Genomic DNA, 23263 nt, shown 5'->3' on the forward strand with positions numbered 1-23263 from the left:
TAATATATCTATTGAGAAAACTTTTAACTTCAATTTAACCTTATCAAATGGGGAAGTTGTAACCCTCATTCCTAGGAAAATGGCGGAGCTTACCCGCGCTTTTTCTTGTGCTTTAATGCTGGTAAACTGCCATCATCAAAAGGAAAAACCGTGTTCCATAACGATAGAGAATATTTAATAGACTGTAAATCAATGAATTTTTGTAATTTTGCCCCTTAAATTTTTGATGATGGAGTTAGAATACAATGATCATTTGAGCCCAATGCTGAAAGGAGAAATGAAGAATTATTTGATTGATATTGATGGTACGATCACCGACGATGTTCCCAATGAAGAACCCGAAAGAATGGTGACTTGTGAACCGTATTTAGATGCTTTAGAAACCATTAACCGATGGTACGATCAAGGACATATTATTTGTTTCTTCACTTCTAGAACTGAAAATTTGAAACAACTTACTATCGACTGGCTCGATAAACACGGCTTCAAATATCACAGTGTATTATGTGGGAAGCCGCGCGGTGGAAATTACCACTGGATTGATAATCACCTGGTGAAAGCAACCCGCTACAAAGGTAAGTTTACGGACATGGTCGAAAAACAAGTGACCATTGAAGTTTTTAATGATTAATACAAAGGATGAAGATATTAGCAAATGACGGTTTAGATCAATCAGGAATTGATGCTTTAACAGAAAAAGGATTCGAAGTAATTACGACTAAAGTTCCCCAGGAATTCTTAGCAGATTTTATTAATGGACATCAAATAAGAACGCTTCTGGTCCGCAGTGCCACGCTCGTTAGAAAAGAGTTGATTGATTCTTGCCCAAGTTTAGATATCATAGGTCGTGGTGGCGTTGGAATGGACAATATTGACGTGGATTACGCGCGTTCAAAAAACATTCACGTGATCAACACACCGGCTGCATCCTCAGCTTCCGTTGCGGAATTGGTTTTTGCGCATTTGTTTAGTGGGGCCAGATTTCTGCAAGATTCAAATCGGAAAATGCCATTAGTTGGTGATACTCAATTTAACGAATTAAAGAAATCATACGAGAAAGGAATTGAGCTTCGTGGAAAAACCATCGGCATCATCGGCATGGGCAGAATCGGGCAAGAAGTTGGCAGGATTGCCTTGGGCCTAGGAATGCGCGTAATTGCCGCAGACAGTAATATCGGGCGAGCCAGTATTAAGGTCAAGTTTTACAACAACCAATTCATTAACGTCGATATCGAAACAGAACCGTTGGAGGATGTGTTAAAGCATGCCGATTTTATTACCCTTCATGTTCCCGCTCAAATTGATGGCTGCATGATTGGTGCGAAAGAGCTAGCTAAAATGAAAGATGGCGCCGTAATTGTGAATTGCAGCAGAGGTGGCGTCATAGATGAGCACGATTTGATCAATGCCTTAGATTCGGGAAAACTTTCTTTCGCAGCTTTAGACGTTTTCAATAATGAACCACATCCCTCAAAAGCAATTCTAAACCATCCGAAGATTTCCTTAACTCCACATACCGGAGCCTCAACGGTGGAAGCGCAAGATAGAATCGGACTTTCTTTAGCCGAGCAAATTTGCAGTATTTTACAAACTCATTAATACAATCAATATTTTATAAACATAAAAAGACGCCCTGAAATGTGCGTCTTTGTTATTGATGAGCGAATAGCGTTATCTGTTTTTCAGCAAATCTCTGATTTCAGCAAGTAATTCTTCTTGCGTCGGTCCAGCTACTACTTCTACGACAGGAACAGGTTTTTTCAATTTACTGGCTGCTCTGATGATAATGAATAAAACAATCGCGATACACAGGAAGCTGATAACTGCCGACAGGAAGTTTCCATACGTAACACCATTCCAGGCAAGTTTCGAGATGTTTTCGGCACCTGCAGCTTTCAAAGCTGGATTTAGTAGAAGCGGCGTAATAACATCTTCAACCAATGACGATACAATTTTGCCAAAAGCAGCGCCGATGATAACAGCAACAGCCAAATCAATCACGTTTCCTTTTAAAGCAAATTCTTTAAAATCTTGAACAATTCCCATAGTTTTAAGTTTTAGTGGTTAATTATGTTAAAATTAGAGTTTATTTTTAAACTAACCTTATCTAAATAAATAAATTTCTTGCTGTGACTAAAAATACAAATTAACGGATTGATATAAATGTTTATTTTGGAGTAATTTTAAGCAACGAAATAAATTGAAATTAATGAAAATTTTCACCAGCGACCAGATTAAAAAATGGGATGAATTTACGATGAGAAGTAACGGTATTTCTTCCTTAGAATTAATGGAACGAGCCGCACATTCTTGCGCTAAGTGGTTTGTACAGAATTATTTTGAAATTAATTCCTTCGCAATTTTTTGCGGTGCAGGTAATAATGGTGGTGATGGATTTGCAATCGCGCGACTGCTTTATAAAAAAGGTTTCGAAGTTATCTTGTTTGCCGATGAAAGTCAAGTGTATTCAGAAAGTGCAGCAATCAATCAAAAAAAATGTAAAGATATTTCAGGTCTGGAAATCTTGAAGTTTGAAAATGCAAATAATTTTATTTTTAAAGAAAATACAATAATTGTTGATGCGCTGTTCGGAATTGGCCTCAACCGTCCTATTCAAGGCAAATTTGCCCATTTGATTCAATTTTTAAATGATTTAAATCATCTTAAGATTTCTATTGATATTCCATCAGGTTTAATGGCTGACGAAATGATTGCAGACCAAGCTGTTGTTTTTAAAGCAAATGACACACTCACTTTTCAATCTTGGAAGAAATCAATGTTGCATCCCGAAACGGGTATTTATTGTGGCAATATTCATGTCCGCGATATATCTTTGAGCGAAGAGTTCAATTCCCTAGAACCTAGTAATGAATTGGTAATTGATGAAAAGATTATAGGAGAAATTTACCAACCACGAAATGAATTTTCACATAAAGGGACTTATGGAAAGGCTACAGTCGTTGCAGGAAGTTATGGCAAAATAGGAGCAGTAGTTTTAGCTACCAAAGCTGCCTTGAAATCGGGTAGTGGACTGACTTTTATTCTTGCTCCAAAATGCGGCTATGAAATTTTACAGATTAGCTGTCCGGAAGCGATGTTTATTTCTGGCGGTGAAAATGAAGTCGTTAATTTTAGTATCGAAGAAAATTCTACTTTAGGCATCGGTCCAGGTTTAGGAACTCATTCCGACACCGAGAAATCATTTTTAAATTTTTTAAAAACTTGTAAAAATCCTTTAGTCATTGATGCTGACGCTTTAAATATACTTTCTAAAAATCCCGACTATTTAAAGTTGATTCCAAAAAGTTCAATAATCACTCCGCATCCAAAAGAATTTGCGCGACTTTTTGGACCAACAGAAAACTCATTTGCGCGATTAGATCTTGCCCGTGAAAAAGCCCACGAATTACAAATTTACATTGTTTTAAAGGATCATCATACTCAAGTGATAACACCTGACAATAGAGTTTTTTATAATATTACTGGGAATTCTGGGATGGCAAAAGGAGGAAGCGGCGATGCTCTATTAGGAATAATCACCTCGCTATTAGCCCAAAGTTATTCACCAGAAAACGCAGCAATTTTTGGTGCTTGGCTGCACGGAAAAGCTGGGGATTTTGCGGCGGAAGAATTTTCCAAAGAAGCCATGTTGCCTTCAGATCTCATTGACCAGATTGGTAACGTTTTTAAATATTTAAATAAAAAAGTCCTTCCGAAAAATCGAAAGGACTAAGTTCTTAGGTGATTTCAAAAACCTATTCTGGTTTCTCGTTTTCTTCTTCAGTTAATGGTCGATTTTTCGAGGTGAGCATAATTACAAATCCAGCCAACATAAACGGAATTGAAAGGACTTGTCCTGTGTTCAATCCTGCAATCTGAATGAATTCGTCGCCCTGTGGTTCTTTCAGGAATTCTACAAAGAAGCGAATTGCCCAAAGTAGGATAAAGAATAAACCGAACAACCAACCTTGCTGATATTTTTTACGCGTATATCGATACAAAATCCAAAGCAAAATGAAGAGTAAGAAATAACCGCCTGCTTCAAATAACTGAGTTGGATAGCGCGGAACGATTGCGCCGTATTCAGAACTTTGTTGTGTAAATAAAATAGCGAACGGAGAATTTTCTGGGGCTGGTTTTCCGATAATTTCAGAATTAAAAAAGTTTCCCATTCTTACGAAAGCGCCGCCTAGAGCAACTGGAATTCCAATTCTGTCATAGACCCAAAAAGGATTTTTCTTGATGATTTTAATACTGTAATACAGAGTAGTGAAAATTAGAGCAATAGTAGCGCCATGACTCGCCAAGCCAGAAAACCCTGTAAATTCAAGTTGAGGTTTTGTTCGAATAGGTAAGAACACCGACCAAAAATCTTCTCGAAAAAGTTCGGGTTGATAAAAAACAACGTGTCCGATCCGCGCTCCCAAAATAGTTCCTATTAAAGTCCAAGTGAAAAGAGGTTCTACATATTTTACGTTAACATTGTCTATCGTATAGATTTTGGTCATGATATAATAACCTAAACCAAATGCGAAAATAAACATCAAGCTATAATAGTGCAGGGTAAAAGGACCAAGTGGAATACCAGTGGACGGATCCCAAGTCGAGTATAAAAAAGTCAGCATAGTATTTAATTCAAAAATTTAAAATTCTAATTAATGTTCACATTTTGGTGGCACCGGGTCATAACCGTCGCCGCCCCACGGATGGCATCTGGCAATTCTTTTCGATCCTAACCACAAACCTTTTAATGGACCATGAACTTTCAAAGCCTCTATCATATAATGAGAGCAGGTCGGTTCGTATCGACAGTTTTTTGGCAACAATGGTGAGATAAACCACTGATAAATTTTTACCAGGATGACCAAAGGAAATGTAATGATTTTGTTGAACATTGCGTTGCAAAAATAACCATTTAGTTTAAATTCGCTTTATGTTTGGATTAAAAGTTGTTTTCAACAATCTGCTTACCTTTGTTCTTTCAATGTGTGCGCTAAAGCTTAATCATAAAAACCCTTCAATTCTTTTACTTTGAATTCTAATTCACCACTTGCCGAAAAACTACGACCAAAAACATTAGATCAAGTTTTGGGGCAGGAGCATTTAACCGGAAAAAACGGACCGATTCGTAAAATGTTAGAGAATGATACTTTAAATTCTCTCATCTTTTGGGGACCGCCGGGAACGGGAAAAACCACTTTAGCAGAAATTATTTCAGAAACTTCAGGACGAAAGTTTTATAAACTTTCTGCTGTTTCCAGTGGAGTAAAAGACATCAGAGAAATTATTGAAGATGCCAAAAAGCAAAATCTTTTTTCTGGCAAATCGCCAATATTATTTATTGATGAGATTCACCGGTTTAATAAATCACAACAGGATTCTTTGCTGCATGCCGTAGAAAAAGGATGGGTTGTTTTAATGGGCGCCACCACTGAAAATCCAAGTTTTGAAGTGGTTTCGGCGTTGCTTTCCCGATCGCAGGTTTATATTTTGAAGAGTTTGGATTATGAAAGGTTGGAAGAACTCATTAATATTTCTTTGAAGAAATATAATCAAGATTCGAATACGGATTTCAGCATTAAAGATAATGAAGCATTAATTCAATATTCTGGCGGCGACGCTCGTAAGTTGATTAACGCCGTAGAAAATGTCTTGAATCAATTTAAAAATTCTGATAAGAAGGAAATTAATAATGAAGATGTGTTGTCGGTTTTACAGGAAACCATGGCGTTGTATGATAAAAATGGCGAACAGCATTACGATATCATTTCTGCTTTCATTAAATCCATGCGGGGTTCTGATCCAAATGGTGCGGTGTATTGGCTAGCTAGAATGTTGGTCGGTGGTGAAGATATTAAATTCATTGCGAGACGAATGTTGATTTTAGCTTCAGAAGATATCGGCTTGGCAAATCCGAACGCTTTGGTTATGGCGACCAACTGTTTTCAGGCAATTAATGTGATTGGAAATCCGGAAGCCAGAATTATTTTGAGTCAGACTGCGGTTTATTTAGCAGTTTCTCCGAAAAGTAATTCCACCTATATGGCAATTAATGATGCGATTTCTAATGTTAAAAAATCTGGAAATCTTCCAGTTCCTCTACATTTAAGAAATGCTCCAACCAAATTAATGAAGGATTTAAATTACGGAAAAGATTATGATTACGCACATTCTCACGAAGGTAATTTTGTGGATTTAGAATTTCTACCCGAAGAATTAAAAGGAACTTCCTTCTACAAACCCGGAAATAATTCTACGGAAAATAAAATTGCTGAGCAGCTTAAAAAGAAGTGGAAGGATAAATATTGATTTTACTGAAATTTAAGATTAACTTTCCAGCAAATACTCATTGTAATGTCCCAGGAATTTTACCGTCGCGCCAATTGATTTCAGTTCTTCCAACGCATTTTTTGATAAAACGGGATGCCATTCATTAGCAATATTCATAAAGAAAAAATAATTTCCTAAACCGGTTTTTAAAGTTCGGCTTTCTATTTTTGAAAGGTTCATTTGTCGCCAGGCAAAAACCGAAAGCACTTGATGCAATCCGCCTGCGTGATCTTCGGGAAGTGTTATGAGCAGAGAGGTCTTTTCCGAAGTCTTCGGATAATCAAGTTCTAAAAGACTTTTATTCTTTGAAATAACAATAAACTTGGTGTGATTCTGCTCGAAATCCTGAATATTAGAATTGATGATTTTTAAACCGTACAATTTCGCCGCATACGAATTGGCGATGGCTGCCCATTTTTCGTGAGGGTTTTCAGCAACTAATTTAGCCGCCGCCGCAGTCGAACTAAAATCACGGGTTTCAATATTTTTATAATGATCATGTCGAAAGTGAAAAGTTTGAGCCAGCGCTTGCGGATGCGAAATCACCGTTTCGAAATTTTCATTATTTGGATGAATCATTAAATGGTGGGCAATCGGCATTACTACTTCTGCTTCTATACAAATGTTTTCAAAATCGTAGAGATAATCCAAGGTCATCGACACCGTTCCTTCAATCGAGTTTTCTAAGGGAACCACAGCTTTGTCGACGTCGCCATTAAGCACGGCATTAAAACAATCGATGATGCTTGATTGTGGAAACAACTCGTTATTGGGGAAAATTTGGGAGCAGGCTAACTGCGTAAAACTGGCGTGTGGACCGAGGAAGGCGATTTTCATTTGGTAAAAGTAAAAAAGACCATTGAATAGCGGACTATTTTTAAGTTTATTTTAAAAGAGTTTAAATCTTTTACTAAAGGAAAAATCCGTCCCATTTTTTAGCGGGGCGGATTTCAGGCTCTAAATATTAAAAAGAGTTTATTTTTACAGAATCACTTATAATTCATTCTGCAAGGTGGCAGATGAGGTAAATTCTGGCATTCCATAAATGTGTGATTTCGCGCGGAGTTGTACAATTTTTTTAATGTAGTTTAGATCTTTCGCTTCTTCGAGGGTCATGTCTTTAAACTCGTAAATTTTTACGACTTTATTGTCATTAAAAGATTGAGTAACGTTTTTCAATTCTTCCTCGCTTGTTACAGAAACACTCGTGATCAGATGATCGGGAGCTATTTTTGCTTCTGCTCTTGGAGTTCCGAAAAGTTTATCCCAGAAATTCTTTTTCAGCTCCGGCGCATTTTCTTTGTCGGTTCTGTAAATGATATAATCCTGGTTTTTGATTCCTGATTTTTCTATTCCTGCAGAAACTTCTTTGATGTTTTCCTGGCTTGGAAAAAGACCAACAATCGTGTAATTCATGATAAAGTGTTTTAGTTGTTAAATTCTATGCAAATATAGCAATGAATTATTCATTAAAATCAATTTTTTATTTAATTAACAAAAACTTGACAAAAATCAGGCTTAAATTTATTAATATCGCAATTAAGAACGATTCAATTTAAGTAATGTTTACAATTGATTATATTTACGACTCTCAAATTTAAATCTTTAGAAATATGAATATCCTGTTGGCATCGACTTCTACCTTATATGGTGGAAAATATTTAGAATATATCAAATCAGAAATTGCAGAACTTTTTACTGGAATTGACGAAATTGTTTTTATCCCGTTCGCTAGACCTGGTGGAGTTTCACATGAAGATTACACCCATAAAGTAAAAGAGTTTTTTGCGAAGCTAAATATTAAAGTAAAAGGACTGCATGAATTTGATAATCCAAAGTCCGCACTTTATGATGCAAAAGGTTTTTTCACAGGCGGCGGGAATACTTTTTTACTGGTGAAAACTTTGCATGAGTTGGATCTTATGTTTGCTTTAAAAGAAAATGTGCAAAATGGGAAACCCTATTTAGGGACTAGTGCCGGATCGAATATCGGCGGGCTAAATATGAAAACGACCAATGATATGCCGATTGTTTATCCACCGAGTTTTGAATGTATGGGCTTGGTTCCTTTTAACCTTAATCCACATTATTTAGATCCAAACCCTGATTTGAAACATAATGGAGAAACGCGGGAAACCCGAATTCAAGAATTTTTAACCCAAAATGATACGAAGGTAGTTGGCCTTCGAGAAGGAAACTGGATCAGAAAAATCGGAAATCGAATTACCGTAGAAGGAAAAGAAACCACCAGAATTTTTGAAAACGATAAAGAACCGTATGAAATAATGTCGGGAACGGAATTGTAAGAAATTGCTTAAACTAAAAAAGTCACCTTTTTCGTTGTTTAAAATATATCGAATCGATCAAAAAACTGCCTAACATTTATTAAAAGTAAAATTTGAAATTAAGTTGTTTGAGAAGATCCTAGTATACTTAATTTAAAGGTTATTTAATTTAAACTTTCCAATTTTTTTCGATGAGCTTCATCAAAAAATCGGGACACTTTACGATTTTATTTCTTTTGGAATCCAAGAAAAATAAAGTAGTTTTTGCCTCCGTGATTTTCTGTTTAGATTCATTATAAATTTCATATTCAAATTCTACTCTCGCTCCTGGAATTTTTTTTATAAAAGTATGAATTTCGAGACTTTCATCGTAATAGGCTGGCTTTAAATATTTAATGGAAAAATCGGCGACCGGCAACCAAAATCCTTGCTGCTCAATCGCTTCATAAGACATACCGAGCTCGCGGAAAAGTTCAACTCTACCAACCTCAAGATAGGTAGCATAATTGCCATAATAGACGTATTTCATGGGGTCGGTTTCAGCGTAACGAACTCTTATTGTGTGTGTTGTGTGTATCATCTTAAGTATTAAATTAGTCATACAAATATATTTTTAATTAATCAATAGCACAATGATTTTTTTTTGACGATTAAAAATTCCATCTTTGTCTTCCCGTCAAATTTAACAAGCGAAGGAGAAATTGCAGCAAGAAAATGAATGAAAATTTAACTATAATTTGGGAAAAATGTCTGACGTTTATGAGAGATAATCTCAACGCGGCTGAGGACAATACTGACCTTAAAAAACTCGAGAATTCTTTTGACTTATTGTTTGATAATGTGCAACCTGTATCATTAAATAACAATAATTTAACCTTACTGGTGCCGAGTGATTTTTACAAAGAATATATAGAAGATAATTATTTATCATTGCTCTCTGCTGCCCTGAAAAAAAATATTGGAAAAGGCGTAAAACTTTGGTATTCGGTGATGGAAAATAAACCAGCCGGACAAGAAAAACCAATTACCATGAATATGAAAGGTAAAAGTGTTGCGACTCCAAAGATGCAAGAAACTTTGCCGCCTTCGTTCTCAGCAAATGTGATTAATCCATTTGTGGTTCCGGGAATGAAAAAAATTCATATCGATTCTAATTTAAAAGCTGACTTTTCATTTGATAATTATGTAGAAGGAGAATGCAACAAATTTGCATCTACGGTCGCTAAATCAATTGCCAAAAGACCAGGCGCAACCGCCTTCAATCCTCTATTTTTATACGGAGGTTACGGAGTTGGGAAAACGCACTTAGGTCATGCAGTTGGGTTAGAAGTTAAACATGCTTATCCTGAGAAGGTCGTTCTTTATTTATCATCTGAGAAATTTATTCAGCAGTTTGTATCAGCTGCGAAAGCGCACAAGCAGACAGAATTTGCGAATTTCTATCAAATGGTTGATGTTTTAATCATTGATGATATTCAGTTTTTATCTGGAAAAAAATCTACCCAAGACAGTTTCTTCCACATTTTCGATTATCTGCACCAAAACGGAAAACAGATTATTTTAACTTCTGATAAAGCGCCGGTTGATATTTTAGATATTCAGGATCGTATTGTTTCTCGTTTCAAATGGGGACTTTCGGCAGAAATTAAATCTCCGGATTTTGATACGAGACGAAAAATTATAGTTGATAAGTTAAGCCGCGACGGAATCGTGCTGACAGAAGATATGTTGGATTATCTGGCGTCAGAAGTAAAAACCAACGTTCGCGAACTGATCGGAGTGATCAATTCAGTGATTGCGTATTCGACCATCTACAAGTCTGATTTGTCATTAGAGCTTTTGAAAGAAACCATTAGTAAGATTGCCGCTAATCAGAAAAAAGTGATCAATATTCCTTACATTCAAGATGTTGTTTGCGAGTATTTCGGAATTGAAAGAGAGCAACTGCTTTCTAAAACTCGTAAAAGAGAAATCGCGTTACCAAGACAGTTGGCCATGTATTTTGCAAAAGAGTTTACCAACGCTACTTTCAATAAGATCGGTGAGGAAATGGGCGGGAAAGACCATTCAACCGTAATGTACGCTTGTGATACGATTAAAGATGTTTCGAAAATCGATAAGGAGATTAAGAAATATGTAAAAGAATTAACAGAGAAAATTAAACAGTAAAATTTTCTGCAAACCAATATACAAAAGGAGTTTTTTTAAAATTCCTTTTTTTATTTGTATTTTGCATCATTATAAAAAGTTACTATGAAAATTTTAATGGTTTGCCTCGGCAATATATGCAGAAGTCCTTTGGCAGAAGGAATCTTACAATCTAAACTTCCTGAAAACTTTATCGTAGAATCGGCTGGAACGATTGATATGCACGAAGGAAAAAATCCGGATCATCGGTCAATTGAAACCGGGTATAAGTACAAAGTCGATATTTCTAAGCAACAGTCAAGACATTTCTCTGAAAATGATTTCAAAGAGTTTGATCATATTTTTTGCATGGATCAAAACAATGTGCAAGATGTTTTATCTTTAGCAAAAACAGAAAGTGATCGAAATAAAGTTTCTTTAATTCTAGAAAACAATCAAGAAGTTCCTGATCCTTACTGGAGTGAAATGGATGCTTTTGATAAAGTTTATCATATGCTAGACAAAGCTTGCGACAGAATTACTGATGATTTATTGAGCCAAGCCAAAAGTAAAAAAAGCCAAGTTTAAAGATTCAAACACGGCTCAACTTAAAAACCCCACCAATAGAATATGTTATTCCTTATCCCCGCTTATATTTCAGAAAACTCACCAATCGATTATTTCGCACCGGCGATTAAAGAATATATTTTAAAAACGGATTACTTCTTTGTCGAAAATGAAAAAACGGCTAGGAAAATCATTAAGTTTTTTGCTCCAGAAAAAAAGCAGTCAGATTTAAAATTATTTCTACTCGACAAAAATACGGAACGAAAAGATTTACAAGATGCGCAAATGTTGATGGTTAAAGGGCAGGATTTCGGTTTGCTCTCAGAAGCTGGTTTGCCGTGCATCGCAGATCCCGGAAATTTAATGGTGAAATGGTGTCATGAAAATGCAGTGAAAGTCGTGCCGATTAATGGACCTTCATCGATTATCTTGGCCTTAGTTGCAAGTGGATTTAATGGACAGGAATTTACTTTCCATGGCTATTTGCCGATTGATAAAGCAGATAAGAAAGCGAAAATTAAATGGTTGGATAATCAGGTTCAAACAACTGGATATTCGCAGATTTTTATGGAAACGCCGTATCGTAATAATCAGTTGTTTGATGATTTATGCAAGGTTCTTCCGCCGCAAGCAAAATTGTGTATTGCTGCCAATATTAATGATCCGCAAGATGAATTTATCAGAACATTGACGATTAAAGATTGGATCAAAAACAAACCGGAACTTCATAAGATGCCCGCTGTTTTTGTTTTGGGTGTTTAAACTTTAACAACCGTTAACAAGGCATTTGCATCATTGTTGTCTAGTCTAAACTTAACATTAAAAAATTTAAAATTATGTCAGATAAAAAGTTAGCAGGAATTTGGATGGATTCAGAAAATGCAACCGTAGTGAAAAATCATGATATCGAATCCGCTTACAAGTTTTTCCTTTGTAATCCTGTAAAAAGAGAGGTACAGCATGGTAATTCAAGTGAGAAGAATGCCAACAATGTAGAGCAAACCAATACGGCGAAGTTCTTCAAGGATTTGGAAAATTTAATTACAAATACACAAGAGTTGTATTTGACTGGAACAGGAACTATTCAAGAGCAGTTTAAAAATCATCTTGCTGAAACAGCTCAATTTAAAAATGTGAAAGTAACTCTTGATACCGATCAAAAGATGAGTGACGAACACTTTTTAGAAAAAGTAAAAGCGCATTTCAATGCTTAATAGTGCTCATTAAAAATTTAGACCGAAAATTAATTTTCGGTTTTTTTAGGTCTAATATTTAATATTTAATTTTTTCAAAATAAAATGCAGCAACCAAATCGGACCAACTAATAGAAATTGTAGATCTTTTAAAAAGCTTGGTTTTTTACCTTCAATTTTATGACCGTAAAATTGTCCAATCCAAGACAGAATGAAAACGCCTAAAAAGTTAAGCCAGGATTGGTGTTCAAATTGTACGTTGACTAAATAAATCAGATGCTCCATTAGCAACATTAGAACAATCATTATTAAACTTATTTTCCATGATAACCTGAAATAAAATAAGGTGATGATAAGAAGTACAAAAATACTTACGATACTGATGCAAGCGAAATAAGCAAAGCAAAAATGCGGTGCAGGAATTAACGAAATAAATCCTAAAATCGACCAGAATATTAAGGGCACGCAAAGCCAGTGAATTAATTTATTCGTTTGATTCTGATGACTTTCAGCGTATTCGTTAAAGAGTTGGTCAATCTTTCTCATAGTTATAAGTTTTTCGTCAAACTAAATTAATCAATCTTTTTATTAATGAAAAGCTTTTGCATCCTATTTTGAAAAATTGCCTCTTACTCAATATTTCCCTATTTTTGGCGAAATTTAATTGTAATGAAAGATTTAATGGGACAGGCAATCTGGGATTTTTACCACGATGAGAGTCCTGAAAATTTGCTAACAGAAACTTCTATTTCGGAGATGGATGATTTGCCCATCGATTATCTCTTCAGAGATTTTGAGGAAATGAATTTGGTGGAACAAAAAGCTTTAGAATTATCTAAAGGAAAAGTTCTAGACATTGGAGCGGGCGCTGGATCCCACAGTTTGTATTTGCAAGATGAAAAAGGTTTGGAGGTTTTAGCTTTAGATTTCTCTCCCAAATCGATAGCGGTTTGCAAATTACGCGGCGTGAAAAATACGGTTTGTGCAGATATCTTAGAATTTTCGGAGGAGACTTTCGATACCATTTTACTCTTAATGAATGGAACCGGAATTTTTCAATCGCTTGATAAGATTGATTCATATTTAGAAAAATTACATTCTCTATTAAATGAAAACGGACAAATCTTAATTGACAGCACCGATATTCTTTACATGTACGACAAAGCTGATGATGGTGGCGTTATGGTTCCGGCAGATCATTACTATGGCGAAGTTGATTATTTTGTTCATTACAAACTCGATACCGAAAAACCAATAAAATGGCTTTATTTAGATTTTGAAACTTTGACAAGAGCCGTTGAAAATAATGGTTTTATAATTGAGAAAATATTGCAGGAAGATGATTCTTTTTTGGCGAGATTAACAAAAAAAGACCTGAAGTAAAATTCAGGTCTTTTTATATATGAAGTGTTTGAATTGAATATTAACCAATTTCCACACCGTTCTCAACTTGTACATCTGGAGTGACAAAGACTAATTTGCCGTTTGCGTCATTGGTTAAAAGCAACATTCCCTGAGATTCGATTCCGCGGATTTTACGTGGCGCAAGATTTAATAAAATCATAACTTGTTTTCCCACACATTCTTCCGGAGTGAAACTTTCAGCAACTCCAGAAACAACCGTTCTTACGTCAACTCCAGTATCAACAGAAAATTTTAATAATTTATCTGCTTTCTCTACTTTTTCTGCAGTTAGAATTGTAGCAGTTCTTAAATCTATTTTGATAAAATCATCAAATTGAATTTCTTCTTTCATTGGGCTGGCTTTAGGATTTGTTTTTTTATTGGACTCTTTGGTATTTTCTAATTTCTGAATTTGAAATTCAATGGTTTCATCTTCAATTTTTGAGAATAATAATTCCGCTGGATTTATTTGATGTCCAGTTTTAATCAATACTTTTTCTTTTTTAATGTCTTTCCAGGTTAGTTGAGAAACATTAAACATTTTCTGTAATTTTTCTGCACTGAAAGGAAGGAAGGGTTCACAGATTTGAGCCAATCCAACTGCGATTTGTGCCGCAATAAATAAAGAGCTTGCTGCTTTTTCTGGATTGTCTTTAATCGTTTTCCAAGGTTCTTCAATTTGAAGATATTGATTTCCGAAACGTGCTAAATTCATCATTGCAGTTAACGCATTTCTGAATTCGTAATGCTCTAAGAAATTTTCAACTTCAGTCGCAGCTTTGGTAATCTCGTTTAATTCTTCTGCATTTTCATTTCCAGCCGGAACAACTCCGTCGTAATACTTATGAATTAAAACTGCAACCCTGTTAATAAAGTTTCCGAAAATCCCGACCAATTCTGAATTGTTTTTGGTTTGGAAATCTTTCCAGGTAAAGTTATTGTCTTTGGTTTCTGGCGCTGAAGAAAGTAGGGCATAACGCAAAACATCTTGCTGTCCTGGGAATTCCTCAATATATTCATGTGCCCAAACTGCCCAATTACGGGAAGTTGAAATTTTGTCGTTTTCTAAATTCAAAAATTCAAAAGCGGGAACATTGGTTGGCATAATGTAATCGCCATGGGCTTTCATCATCGCTGGGAAAATAATACAATGGAAAACAATATTGTCTTTTCCGATAAAATGAACCAAGTCAGAGTTTTCATTTTGCCAGTAATCTTTCCAGTCTTTTCCATTTTTTTCTGCCCATTCCTGGGTGAAAGAAATATAACCAATCGGTGCATCAAACCAAACATAAAGCACTTTTCCGTCAGCGCCAGGAAGAGGAACGGGAACGCCCCAATTTAAATCTCGGGTCATTGCTCTTGGTTTCAAACCATCAGTTAACCACGATTTAACTTGTCCGTAAACATTCGGTTTCCAGTCGTCTTTATGTCCTTCGATAATCCATTCGTTTAAGAAATTTTCATATTCATTTAAAGGAAGATACCAGTTTTTGGTTTCCTTTAAAATCGGAACATTTCCACTTAACATTGATTTTGGATTAATCAACTCTGACGGCGAAAGGGTAGAGCCGCATTTTTCGCACTGATCACCGTAAGCGTTTTCATTGCTACAATTTGGACAAGTTCCTACGATATATCGGTCCGCAAGAAATTCATTGGCTTGCTCATCAAAGTACTGTTCTGAAACTTCTTCAATAAACTTTCCTTTATTATATAGTGTTTTAAAAAAGTCCTGACTTACATCGTGGTGTCTTTTCGAAGTTGTTCTCGAATATTCATCAAAAGAAATTCCTAAATCTGCGAAAGATTTCTTGATAATTTCATGGTATTTATCAACAATATCCTGCGGACTAACGCCTTCTTTCTTTGCGCGAATGGTGATCGGAATACCGTGTTCATCGGAACCGCATATAAAAGCAACGTCGCGTCCCATTCGTCTTTGAAATCTTGCATAAACATCTGCGGGAATATAAACTCCGGCTAAATGGCCAATGTGTACGGGTCCATTTGCGTAGGGCAAGGCAGCCGTAATCAACTTTCTATTTGACATCTATTTATCTAATTTTTTGCAAATATAAGTGTTATCGAACGGACAGGAAAATTTAGATCTGGTTCAAAATCGTGATTGTTTCGTTTCTTAAAATCAGATTATACCAAATTACACCCGTATTGTGTTAAACATACGTTTGAGTTATTCATAATTTTTGACAATTATCAAAAAATAAGGCTAAATAATAAAAGGTTGGTTATTAGGATTTTAAGTTGTAGGTTATCATAATATTAATGATACTTATCACGAATAATTAACATTAGGCCTAATTAAATTATGAAACGTGAAAAAAATGTTAAATTGCATCGCTACTTCTAACGGAGGGCATAGATTGAATATTAATCCATAAATTTTATTTTTGTGAGAAACTATACGAAAGTTTTAAAAATTGCACCAGCCTTCTTATTGCTTGGAGCAATGTTAGACGCACAAACAACCGACTCCTTAAAAACTGCCGACATTGAGCAAGTTGTTTTGATTGGTTATGGAAAACAGAAGAAAGAAGATCTTACGGGATCTATCGCTTCTATTACTTCCAAAGATTTTAACCCTGGTTCTACCTCCGCGGATCAATTGATTCAAGGTAAAGCGCCTGGTGTTACCGTTACAGGAAACGGTGGAAATCCTGGGTCAGGAGCAACCATTCGTATTCGAGGTGGTGCTTCCTTAACTGCAAGTAATGATCCTTTAATTGTAATCGACGGAATCCCAATGGATTTTGGAGGAATTGCGGGAGCTTCAAATGCCTTAGCCTTGATCAATCCAAATGATATCGAATCGTTTGATGTTTTGAAAGATGCTTCTGCTGCAGCTATTTATGGTAACAGAGCCTCGAATGGGGTAATCTTAATTACCACTAAAAAAGGTTCATCAGGTAGAGTGAAAGTGAACTTCTCTACTTCAGCCTCGGTTTCGACCAAAATGGGAATTCAAGATGTTTTGACTGCTGAAGAGTTCAGAAAATTCGTAATTGAAAACTCAAAGCAACAGAAATATGTTGACATGTTAGGAACTTCCAATACCAACTGGCAAGACCTAATTTATCAGCAAGCTTGGGGAACAGACAATAACCTTGCGATCTCTGGGGGAATTAAAAAATTGCCTTACCGTTTATCTTTAGGATATAACGAACAAAATGGTATTGTAAGAACGAATGAATTCAGAAGAACTTCAGCCGCTTTAAATTTAACGCCGAAATTCTTTAATAATCATTTGAGTGTTACCGCTAACTTAAAAGGATCCATGACAGAGAATCGTTTCCCTGCTGGAGTTATTGGCGCTGCACAATTTTTCGATCCTACCCAATCAGTATATGACTATTCTGATAGAGGAGATAAAGTGAACAACTATTGGGAATGGTGGTTGAATGATACTAACCTTAATACGAATGCAACCAAAAATCCACTTGGTTCATTATATGGTAGAAGAGATGTATCTACCGTATTCCGTGGGATTGGTAATTTACATTTAGATTACAAATTTCATTTTCTACCAGAATTGCATTTCAATGTAATTGGTGGTTATGATTACCAGAAAGGTACTGGTGCCGTTACAGAATATCCTGGTTATGCAGGAGTTTATCAAGGAAACCTAAGTACCCGTAGAGATTATTCTCAGGAAAAAACAAATAAATTGTTAGAGACTTATTTAAATTATGTTAAAACAATTTCATCAATCGATACCAAGATTGATTTATTAGCAGGGTATTCTTACCAACAGTTTCATGATAAAACGCCATCAGCGCTTACTTATTTTGGGGATACTACCAAGCCACCAGCAGGTAATAATGATTACGAAGGGAAGCTTACTTTACTAGGTTTTTATGGTAGAGGAATTTTCACCATTGCTAATAAGTATATCTTAACAGGATCGGTAAGAAGAGATGCTACTTCGAGATTTTATAACGGAATTGATTTGAAAAACAACTGGGGAACATTTTATGCAGCCTCTGGAGCTTGGAAAATTAAGAACGAAAGTTTCCTAAAAGATTCTAGCGTATTTTCAGATTTGAAATTAAGAGCAGGATGGGGAGAAACGGGACAACAAGAAGTTGGAAGTTATTATAACTCTTACGCCTCTTATGGAGTATCTACCACGACTGCACAATACGGTTTCGGAGATCAATTCTATTTTATGTATCGACCAACTCAGTACAATCCTAACCTAACTTGGGAAACAACAGAAACGATTAATGCAGGATTGGATTTTGGATTCTGGAGAAACAGAGTTACTGGATCAATCGACTGGTTTAAGAAAAACACGAGAAATCTATTAGCGAACGTTCAAGTTCCAGCGGGTGAATTCAGTAATAAGAACTTCAAAAATATTGGTCAAATGGAGACTGATGGATTTGAATTCTTAATTAATGTAAACCCAGTAAAAACGGAAGACTTCACTTGGGATTTCAGTTTCAACGTGGCTCACTACAATCCGAAAGTAACTCAATTTGATGATGTAGCAGATGGTTATATCATTGAACAAGGTGGAATTTCTGGAGGAGTTGGTAATAACGTACAAGCACACAGTGTAGGATATACGCCTTTTAGTTTCTTAGTGTATCAACAACTTTATGATGCTGCTGGAAAACCAATGGACGGCGTTTATGTTGACAGAAACGGTGATGGTAAAGTTGATAAAGCAGATAAATATTTCTACCAATCAACTACACCAGATGCTACTTTCGGATTCTCAACTAAGTTCCAATATAAAAACTGGGATTTATCGACCTCACTGAGAGCAGTATTAGGAAATTATGTTTATAATAACTTTGCTTCGCAATCAAATACTCAAAGTATTGCAACCAATGATTATTTGCAAAATATCTCCAGCACAACAGCGAATTACGGATTTAAATCTCCGCAATACTGGAGTGATGCCTTTGTAGAAGATGCTTCATTCTTGAGAATGGATAACTTAACTTTAGGCTATAACTTCGGAGATGTCTTCAATAAAGGAAGTAATCTTAGAGTATATGGTATGGCACAAAACGTATTCGTAGTTACTGATTATTCAGGTGTGGATCCAGAGATTTTTGGTAATATTGATAATGGATTTTATCAAAGACCACAAGTATATTCATTAGGATTAAACTTTCAATTTTAATAATTAAGAACAATGAAAAATTTCAAAATAAAAAATATTTCCCTAGCGCTTGCCTTATTAGGCGGTTCTTTCATGATGAATTCTTGTATTGATGATTTAAAACAAGAACCCATCACTGAAATTACGGCCGCAAGTCTCTACAAAGATTTTGGCAATTACAAAAACCTTTTGGCTAAGTTATATGGTGGTTTAGCGATCGCTGGTCAAGAAGGTGGAGATGGTAATGGTGATATTGCAGATATCGACGGTGGTTTCTCCAACTACTTTAGATTAATGTACTACATGCAAGAAATTACGACAGATGAAGCGGTAATTGGGTGGAATGACGGTACTTTACCTGAGTTCCATAAAATGTCTTGGACTCCTGCGAATGAATTCAACAACGCCATGTATTATAGATTATATACAGAAATTGCTTTCTGTAATGAATTTATTAAAAATACAACAGACGAAATGCTTTCTTCGAATGGAATTTCAGGCAGTAATGCAGATGAGGCCAAAGTAATGAGAGCGGAAGCAAGATTCTTGAGAGCACAAACCTACTATCATTTGTTAGATTTATATGGAAACGTTCCTTTTGTAGATGAAACTACTTTAGGTACCGTACCAAAACAAATGGCTAGAGCTGAACTTTTCAAGTATGTTGAAAGCGAATTATTGGCATCTGCAGCAGATTTGAAACCTGCGAAATCTAATGAATACGGACGCTTAGACCAAGGAGCTGCTTATACACTTCTTGCAAGATTGTATCTGAATGCGAAAGTATATACAGGAACAGAAAGAAATGCTGACGTTATTGCTAATACTCAAAAAGTAATTAGCGCTGGTTATGCTTTGAACTCGAAGTATGAGAATTTATTCTTAGCGGATAATAATCTTAACAATCCAGAAAATATTTTCTCGATTGTTTATGATGGAGCCAGAACGCAAACCAATGGTGGAACTACCTTTATGGTACACGCTGCAATTGGTGGAACAATGAATCCCGTAGACTTCGGAGTGAATGGTGGTTGGGGTGGTATTAGAACTACCAAAGCTTTCGTACAGAAATTTGAGCCTGCAGATTTAAGAGGTCGTTTCTATAAAGATGGTCAAACCTTAGAAATCAATGATCTAGGTAACTTTAATGATGGTTATGCTTTTATTAAATATAAAAACATAAAAAGCAACGGAGCTGCTGGAGTTGATACCAACTGGGTTGAAGCTGATTTATCTATTTACCGTTTAGCAGATGTATACTTAATGTATGCAGAAGCAGTCCTTAGAGGTGGCGGTGGTAATATGGCTACAGCTGTAGGATACATTAATGCTTTACGAACTAGAGCAAATGCCTCTCCTGTTTCATTCATCGACTTAAACTTCATCTTAGACGAAAGATCTAGAGAAATGTCTTGGGAGAATACGAGAAGAACCGATTTAATTCGTTACGGTAGATTTACTTCAGCAACATACTTATGGCCTTGGAAAGGGAATGCAAAAGATGGTATCGCTGTTGGTGAGCACCGTAATTTATTCCCAATTCCGAACAATGATTTAGTTGTAAATCCGAATCTGGAACAAAACCCTGGTTATTAATTTTTAATAAAGAAAACAATGAAAAATAATATATTTAAACATCTATTTTTGGCTGTTACCCTTATCTTAGGTTTATCATCGTGCGAAGATCGCGATATAGTGACCGTAGATAATGTTGCCTCGCCAATCGTGATGGATCTTTCAGCGAACAGTTTAATTTTAGATAAAAACTTTCCTGGCAATCCTGCGCTTACCGTAACGTGGCAATCTGCAGCATATTCAGTACCTACAGAAATTTCGTACAGAATCGAAATTGCTGGTGACAAAGAATTTGCTAAACCTTACACTTTAGCAACGGTAATGGGTTCAGAAAGAGCAGCTGCTTTTAGCATGTTGCAAATGAATGATGCCGCTGCCGGAATTGGTTTAGCGCCAAGTGTAGCCGGTAAAATGTTTATGAGAGTAGTCTCTTACTTAGGATCTGGGCAATCATTAGCATCAACTTCTAATACGACCTCATTGATGGTTACGCCTTATGTATTGACTTATCCAAGTTTTTACATTGTTGGGGCAGCTTCATATGTTGGCTGGACTCCAGAAAAAGCACAAGTTTTTTATAAAAAAGATAACCTTTCTTATATCTATACCAACTTGCAGGGTGGCGAAAATTTCAGATTCCTAGGACAATTGGCTTGGGATGGTAAAAACTACGCGTTGAACACGACTGGTACAAAACCAGAAAACCAATATTTTAACCAGTGGAGTACTAATTTAAGCAAACCAGATGGTGATGATGAAAACATCAAATTCACTGGTACAACTGGAGTTTATAAAGTAACAATTAATGCAACTTTAGGAGTTCAAACGATTGAAGCAAAACCTTCAGTAATTCCAACTTATGATTTCCCAACAATTTATGTGGTAGGGAACATCGCAGGTAACGGATGGAGTGAAGGAAATGCAATCCCGATGACTACTATTGGTGATGGTGTTTACGAATTCACTTCAACACTTGCTGGCGATACTGAGTTTAAAATTTTAGGACAACAATCTTGGGGTGATCTAGACTGGGGAAATATCTCTGGAAATGGTAACACAGGTTTCATTGGCCCGAAAGGAGATAATGGAAACATTAAATTTGTGGGTGACGGTGGTTCTTATAAAATCACAGTAAACCTTAAAGGTGGAATTTACAAGATTATCAAATTGTAATTTTTTAATCCTAAACTTTTAATTATTAATTAAAACAAAATGAAAAATATTTTAAAATTATTGATGGTATTCTTGTTGCCATTGCTTCTACTAAATGCGTGTAGAAACGACGCAGATAGAGACTGGACCTCGCCGGAACCGTCTTTCAAATTGTATGATACAACATTGGGAGCTACCGTTCTTTACCCAACTATGGATAATAATCCATTTATCCTGACGTGGGATAATGCAGTGGGTGGGACAGGTGGTTACTCAGTGGTAATCTCTGCAACTCCAGACTTTAAAAGTAAAGTGGAATTGGCGAAATCAGAAACCAATACCTTGAAAACAACAGTTGGTGCTTTGAATACTGCCATGCTTCAAGCAGGTTTAAGTCCGTATTCTTCGCAGAATGCGTACGTACGAATAGAGCGTGGAACCGAGGTTTCAAACACGATTTCTTTTGCGGTAACGGTTTATCCAGGTGATGCACCCGTAATTACCAATCCAACTACTGGATCAAGTTTAGTTTTAGATGCTGCAAACCCAACGGTAACTGCAACTACGATCAAGTGGGCTGATTATACGTATGGCGTTAAGGTGAACTACAAAGTAGAAATGGCAGCTGCCGGATCTACACAATTTGTACTAGTCGGTAACACGCAAACTGTGAAAGAATTAGCAGTGTCGAACTTTGACATGAATGAAGTAGCTTCAAAAATTGAGTTACCAGTTAACGTAGCGTCCAATGTTGATGTTCGCGTAACTGCAACTTCAGAATCTACTGGCGGAACTATTATCAAGACTTCCAAAGTGGTTACTTTTAAATTAACGGCTTACCAACCAGATTTTAAATCACTTTACCTTGTAGGTGGTGGTACTGCGGTTGGCTGGGATGCTGGTAAAGCACAGCTTTTGTTTCAAAATCAAAACATCTCAGAAATCTATACTTATTTAGAAAACAACGGAGAGTTCATATTTTTAGGACAACAAGATTGGGGTCCAAACAAATACGGCTTGAATACTGATGGGATTAATGGTGAGGTGAAATATTTCGCTACTTGGTCTACTAACTTAGAAAAATCAGGTGCCGAGAATATTAAGTTTACAGGAAACTCAGGAATGTATAAAATCACGATTGATCAAAACACAAAATCAATTGTTGTGACGCCTTCTACAGTTCCTACGATACCATCTAGCGTTTACTTAGTGGGTTCAATTCAAGGTTGGAATGCAGGTTCTGCAATTCTGATGGATCAAGTTGATGATGGTGAGTTTGAATATACGATCGCAATTCCAGCGGACGGTGAATTCAAGTTTATTGGTCAACAAGATTGGTCTGGTTTAGAGTGGGGGAATATTCACACTGGTGGAAATTCTGGTTACCTAGGTCCAAATGGAGATAACAACAATATCAAATTTGTTGGGACAGGTGGCATGTATAAAATTACAGCCAACGTTAAATTAGGTACTTACAAAGTTACTCCTCAGTAATA

22 protein-coding genes are annotated in these 23263 nt (G+C 36.1%); 14 read left to right on the forward strand and 8 right to left on the reverse strand.

The features are described from left to right. Positions 1–229 precede the first annotated feature (229 nt). Positions 230–631: an LNS2 domain-containing protein gene (locus BMX49_RS05465; protein WP_034717470.1), complete on the forward strand. Its 402-nt coding sequence runs from the start codon at positions 230–232 to the stop codon at positions 629–631. 8 nt (positions 632–639) lie between these two features. Next, on the forward strand, positions 640–1599 hold the full coding sequence (locus BMX49_RS05470) for a D-2-hydroxyacid dehydrogenase (RefSeq protein ID WP_034717044.1): 960 nt from the start codon (positions 640–642) through the stop codon (positions 1597–1599). 72 nt (positions 1600–1671) lie between these two features. On the opposite strand, the gene mscL is transcribed toward BMX49_RS05470, so the two are convergent. Next, positions 1672–2046 (reverse strand): large conductance mechanosensitive channel protein MscL, encoded by a 375-nt coding sequence (mscL, locus tag BMX49_RS05475; protein ID WP_034717043.1) that lies wholly within the window; start codon positions 2044–2046, stop codon positions 1672–1674. 163 nt (positions 2047–2209) lie between these two features. Between mscL and BMX49_RS05480 the strand changes: the two genes are divergently transcribed. Then, positions 2210–3733 carry a bifunctional ADP-dependent NAD(P)H-hydrate dehydratase/NAD(P)H-hydrate epimerase gene (locus BMX49_RS05480; protein WP_034717041.1) on the forward strand — a complete coding sequence of 508 codons (1524 nt, stop codon included), beginning with the start codon at positions 2210–2212 and terminating at the stop codon, positions 3731–3733. Positions 3734–3755: 22 nt separating this feature from the next. On the opposite strand, the gene lgt is transcribed toward BMX49_RS05480, so the two are convergent. Next, a complete protein-coding gene (gene lgt, locus BMX49_RS05485) occupies positions 3756–4625 on the reverse strand; it encodes a prolipoprotein diacylglyceryl transferase (RefSeq protein ID WP_034717040.1) in 870 nt (289 codons plus the stop codon). Between the two features lie 30 nt (positions 4626–4655). After that, complete coding sequence (gene yidD / locus BMX49_RS05490) at positions 4656–4895, reverse strand: membrane protein insertion efficiency factor YidD (RefSeq protein ID WP_034717037.1); 240 nt, start codon at positions 4893–4895, stop codon at positions 4656–4658. Positions 4896–5031: 136 nt separating this feature from the next. Between yidD and BMX49_RS05495 the strand changes: the two genes are divergently transcribed. Further along, positions 5032–6309: a replication-associated recombination protein A gene (locus BMX49_RS05495; RefSeq protein WP_034717035.1), complete on the forward strand. Its 1278-nt coding sequence runs from the start codon at positions 5032–5034 to the stop codon at positions 6307–6309. Positions 6310–6327: 18 nt separating this feature from the next. On the opposite strand, the gene pheA is transcribed toward BMX49_RS05495, so the two are convergent. Both pheA and BMX49_RS05505 read right to left on the reverse strand, forming a co-directional pair. Then, positions 6328–7167 carry a prephenate dehydratase gene (gene pheA, locus BMX49_RS05500; protein ID WP_034717033.1) on the reverse strand — a complete coding sequence of 280 codons (840 nt, stop codon included), beginning with the start codon at positions 7165–7167 and terminating at the stop codon, positions 6328–6330. A 156-nt stretch (positions 7168–7323) separates the two neighbouring features. Then, the gene (locus BMX49_RS05505) at positions 7324–7746 is read right to left on the reverse strand and encodes a hypothetical protein (RefSeq protein WP_034717030.1); all 423 of its coding nucleotides are present in this window, start codon (positions 7744–7746) and stop codon (positions 7324–7326) included. A gap of 197 nt (positions 7747–7943) precedes the next feature. On the opposite strand from BMX49_RS05505, the gene pepE reads away from it, so the two are divergent. Beyond that, positions 7944–8636 carry a dipeptidase PepE gene (pepE, locus tag BMX49_RS05510; RefSeq protein ID WP_034717028.1) on the forward strand — a complete coding sequence of 231 codons (693 nt, stop codon included), beginning with the start codon at positions 7944–7946 and terminating at the stop codon, positions 8634–8636. A gap of 148 nt (positions 8637–8784) precedes the next feature. On the opposite strand, the gene BMX49_RS05515 is transcribed toward pepE, so the two are convergent. Then, complete coding sequence (locus BMX49_RS05515) at positions 8785–9195, reverse strand: acyl-CoA thioesterase (protein ID WP_034717025.1); 411 nt, start codon at positions 9193–9195, stop codon at positions 8785–8787. A 134-nt stretch (positions 9196–9329) separates the two neighbouring features. Here BMX49_RS05515 and dnaA point away from each other — a divergent pair, with 134 nt between their 5' ends. The 4 genes from dnaA to BMX49_RS05535 all read left to right on the forward strand — a co-directional run bounded on the left by dnaA (position 9330) and on the right by BMX49_RS05535 (position 12523). Beyond that, entirely contained in the window at positions 9330–10784 is a 1455-nt protein-coding gene (gene dnaA, locus BMX49_RS05520) for a chromosomal replication initiator protein DnaA (RefSeq protein ID WP_034717024.1), read from the forward strand. Between the two features lie 84 nt (positions 10785–10868). Beyond that, entirely contained in the window at positions 10869–11330 is a 462-nt protein-coding gene (locus BMX49_RS05525; RefSeq protein WP_034717020.1) for a low molecular weight protein-tyrosine-phosphatase, read from the forward strand. A 42-nt stretch (positions 11331–11372) separates the two neighbouring features. Continuing rightward, complete coding sequence (locus BMX49_RS05530; protein ID WP_034717018.1) at positions 11373–12071, forward strand: SAM-dependent methyltransferase; 699 nt, start codon at positions 11373–11375, stop codon at positions 12069–12071. A gap of 74 nt (positions 12072–12145) precedes the next feature. Then, entirely contained in the window at positions 12146–12523 is a 378-nt protein-coding gene (locus BMX49_RS05535) for a hypothetical protein (protein WP_034717016.1), read from the forward strand. A 51-nt stretch (positions 12524–12574) separates the two neighbouring features. On the opposite strand, the gene BMX49_RS05540 is transcribed toward BMX49_RS05535, so the two are convergent. Continuing rightward, positions 12575–13048 carry an Mpo1 family 2-hydroxy fatty acid dioxygenase gene (locus BMX49_RS05540; RefSeq protein WP_034717014.1) on the reverse strand — a complete coding sequence of 158 codons (474 nt, stop codon included), beginning with the start codon at positions 13046–13048 and terminating at the stop codon, positions 12575–12577. Between the two features lie 123 nt (positions 13049–13171). Here BMX49_RS05540 and BMX49_RS05545 point away from each other — a divergent pair, with 123 nt between their 5' ends. Continuing rightward, complete coding sequence (locus BMX49_RS05545; protein ID WP_034717012.1) at positions 13172–13885, forward strand: class I SAM-dependent methyltransferase; 714 nt, start codon at positions 13172–13174, stop codon at positions 13883–13885. A 40-nt stretch (positions 13886–13925) separates the two neighbouring features. Here BMX49_RS05545 and metG read toward each other — a convergent pair whose 3' ends face one another. Beyond that, positions 13926–15959: a methionine--tRNA ligase gene (metG, locus tag BMX49_RS05550; RefSeq protein ID WP_034717010.1), complete on the reverse strand. Its 2034-nt coding sequence runs from the start codon at positions 15957–15959 to the stop codon at positions 13926–13928. 360 nt (positions 15960–16319) lie between these two features. Here metG and BMX49_RS05555 point away from each other — a divergent pair, with 360 nt between their 5' ends. Genes BMX49_RS05555 through BMX49_RS05570 form a run of 4 tightly spaced genes read left to right on the forward strand, consistent with a single transcriptional unit; the run spans position 16320 to position 23261 of the window. After that, the gene (locus BMX49_RS05555; protein WP_034717008.1) at positions 16320–19061 is read left to right on the forward strand and encodes a SusC/RagA family TonB-linked outer membrane protein; all 2742 of its coding nucleotides are present in this window, start codon (positions 16320–16322) and stop codon (positions 19059–19061) included. A gap of 12 nt (positions 19062–19073) precedes the next feature. Next, complete coding sequence (locus BMX49_RS05560) at positions 19074–20636, forward strand: RagB/SusD family nutrient uptake outer membrane protein (RefSeq protein WP_034717007.1); 1563 nt, start codon at positions 19074–19076, stop codon at positions 20634–20636. An 18-nt stretch (positions 20637–20654) separates the two neighbouring features. Then, complete coding sequence (locus BMX49_RS05565; protein WP_034717006.1) at positions 20655–21788, forward strand: SusE domain-containing protein; 1134 nt, start codon at positions 20655–20657, stop codon at positions 21786–21788. A 39-nt stretch (positions 21789–21827) separates the two neighbouring features. Then, positions 21828–23261, forward strand: a complete 1434-nt coding sequence (locus BMX49_RS05570) for a SusE domain-containing protein (RefSeq protein WP_051803572.1) — start codon at positions 21828–21830, stop codon at positions 23259–23261. Positions 23262–23263: the final 2 nt, after the last annotated feature.

Origin of the sequence: Kaistella antarctica (genome assembly GCF_900109615.1) — a bacterium.
Classification (GTDB): Bacteria; Bacteroidota; Bacteroidia; order Flavobacteriales; family Weeksellaceae; genus Kaistella; species Kaistella antarctica.